The sequence below is a fragment of the Paramaledivibacter caminithermalis DSM 15212 genome, assembly GCF_900142245.1.
In the GTDB taxonomy this organism is placed as follows: Bacteria; Bacillota; Clostridia; order Peptostreptococcales; family Caminicellaceae; genus Paramaledivibacter; species Paramaledivibacter caminithermalis.
Window position 1 is genome coordinate 1 of record NZ_FRAG01000122.1, and the last position, 2,500, is coordinate 2,500.

At 29.7% G+C, this 2,500-nt stretch carries 3 protein-coding genes; all 3 read right to left on the reverse strand.

Annotation, left to right across the window (positions count from 1 at the left end):
- Positions 1 to 290: GyrI-like domain-containing protein (locus BUB36_RS18680; protein WP_131821373.1), on the reverse strand; the 290-nt coding region annotated here is incomplete at its 3' end.
- A gap of 477 nt (positions 291 to 767) precedes the next feature.
- Entirely contained in the window at positions 768 to 1,082 is a 315-nt protein-coding gene (locus BUB36_RS20270; protein ID WP_131821375.1) for a transposase, read from the reverse strand.
- Between the two features lie 130 nt (positions 1,083 to 1,212).
- Positions 1,213 to 1,734 carry a transposase gene (locus tag BUB36_RS20275; protein WP_073153807.1) on the reverse strand — a complete coding sequence of 174 codons (522 nt, stop codon included), beginning with the start codon at positions 1,732 to 1,734 and terminating at the stop codon, positions 1,213 to 1,215.
- Positions 1,735 to 2,500: the final 766 nt, after the last annotated feature.

Genomic DNA, 2,500 nt, shown 5'->3' on the forward strand with positions numbered 1-2,500 from the left:
CTCTTCCACACCTTCTGAATTGCATCAGGTATAGACCCTACTGATTGAAATACAGCCCATGTAGATGCTGGTATTTCAAATTCCTCAAATCCCTCTAGCTTAACATCCTTTGTTTTTTTAATAGCAATTACATATGTTATTTCTTCAAACTCCTTACTATAATCCATACATATACCAAGCATATCTTTACTATCTGATAATTCCATTAATTTCTGGTCTAGACCTTTTTGGCAAAATTCTTCCCAAAATTTTGGGATCTTAATATAATTTTCCCCGTCTTTTGTAGACACTCTTATACTCTTACCAATTACTTTATAAGCATCTCTAGGCTTTAGTAGGCTTTAGGGTCAGGCTTAAAAAATTTATAATTTGGTAAAATTTAAATATTATAATTTAATAATCTTGAGATAACACTGGAATAATTAATTATTTTAACACAGTCTGACATCCCTTCGCTTCTATAAAAATTAATCAAATTATCGATGATATTATGTTTTATCATTAGAAAAATAGGTATTAATAGTGAAATGAGTATAATTATAACGAGAATTCTTCTAATAATCATTTTAACACACCCTTTTATCAATTATTTTATAATACTATCTTACTATAGTTTTGCAGAAATCAAACTCCAACAGAAAATTACTTGAGTCTATTAAGGAGCAATAGAAAATATAGCATCTTTTACAGAAGTACAGAAGTATTTTGGGATATTTCTTGATTTAATGCGGTTTCGAAGAAAACAAGTTTTTCCAAGGAAAATCTTCTCAGACAAATACGAATTTTTTTAAAACTAAGCTTAGATGTCCATGGGGTATCTCCATTATAATCTTGTGCACTAAGCCAGTAGCATTAGAATATTTTAAGAGAGTAATCTTTCCAATGCTATAGGCTACTGCTACAAGATGTAAAAATCTAAGTGTAGGCAATAGCGAATGATGCTGATAATCACCAAGTCCTAAATGCTGCTTCATATCTCTAATTGATGTTTCTATAGAAAACCGTGCACCATATATTTCAACGATTTGAGCTGGAGTTAGGGTTATATCTGTACTAATTAGCGCAGTAAGTTTTTTGCCTATTTTAGTAACAACAACTTAGGCTTTGCGATCAAGCTCTAATGTCCATAGATCCATTGTAACAACTTCAATATTCTTTATTTCACCATATAGGCACACAGATATAATCTGAATAGGTTCAGTTTTAAATAACTCAAATATTTTTACCTTTTTTTCCTCGTTTTCTTGGTCGACCTTGTTTTTTAATTTTAGGTGTTTCAGGGTCTAAATAGCCAATGGTATTGCATTTTAATTTTGTAATCATATGGATAGGATTCTTCCTATCAAGTAGTGGCTGAATAAATGATTTATTGCTAAAATATGCATCTACAACTACTCTAACAGTATGTTTTGAAGCCCACTTTGCAAATTGAAATAGTGTTGCATGGGCATTATCCCAAAAGCTCATTGGTCTTGTTTTACCATCTGTATCACTGACAAACTGGCAAGGATTAGACTTTCCAGATATTAAACGGAAAAGTAAAGGGAAACATAAAAATTTCTGTGATAAAAAGGAACCAATAATACCTAAAACACCTAAATGGTGACCCGTGATATATTCGCCTTTATCAGCATTACCACTATGATTCTTCCACTTCTGGATACCAAGTATTTTTTTAGAATTCTTTGCATTAAGGGTAGTATCATAAGCTACTAAAAGTGCGCCATGAATCATGAAGTTACTTAAAAATTATTCCCAACTGGTTATATGTCTCTTGTAAAAGAAACAATATATATATTTCTGGTAGTCTTTCTACCCTCAGTTACTAAAAGACACCAAATGAAATTAACAAAATATTTATAATTAGGTATTGATAACAATTCCCTAGGGAATAATAGTAACTGTAGTATTTCTTGAGGAATATAAATGTACACAAACATCACTCCTTTGGTGTTTTTGCTTTTGTACATATATTCCTCTTTTATTATGCTAATTATTACGTCAGTTTTTGGTAATTATCAAAAAGTGCAAAACTATAGTATCTTACTATATTTATGTAAAAAATAAGATAGTGTTTTTTTATTGTCTAGGAACTCAAACTTTTTTTGCGAAAAATTACATAGCTAGAACAGAGTAAAATAAAGAACTAGAAGAAAAATTAAAACTATTACCAGTAAAATATTGGTGCAAATTGTTTTCTTTTAAAACTTATTGAAAGACCCTAATACTTGCAACTTGTAACTTGGAACCTGCAACTCAAAACGCACCCTACGGGCGCCTTTGTCCTTTGCTTTTAGAAGTAAATAAAAAGATATAGATAGACAGCTAATATAAACTATCTAACTATATCTATTATACTATATTTTCAAAAAAGTAGTGGTTTTTTATAATTTTAATATCGGCTTTAAATTGATAAATAAAATACTCAACTTTCGCACATAAAAATCATTGAAAAAAACTGAGATTTGAATGAAAAATTCAAAAAATATAGTAAGAACAT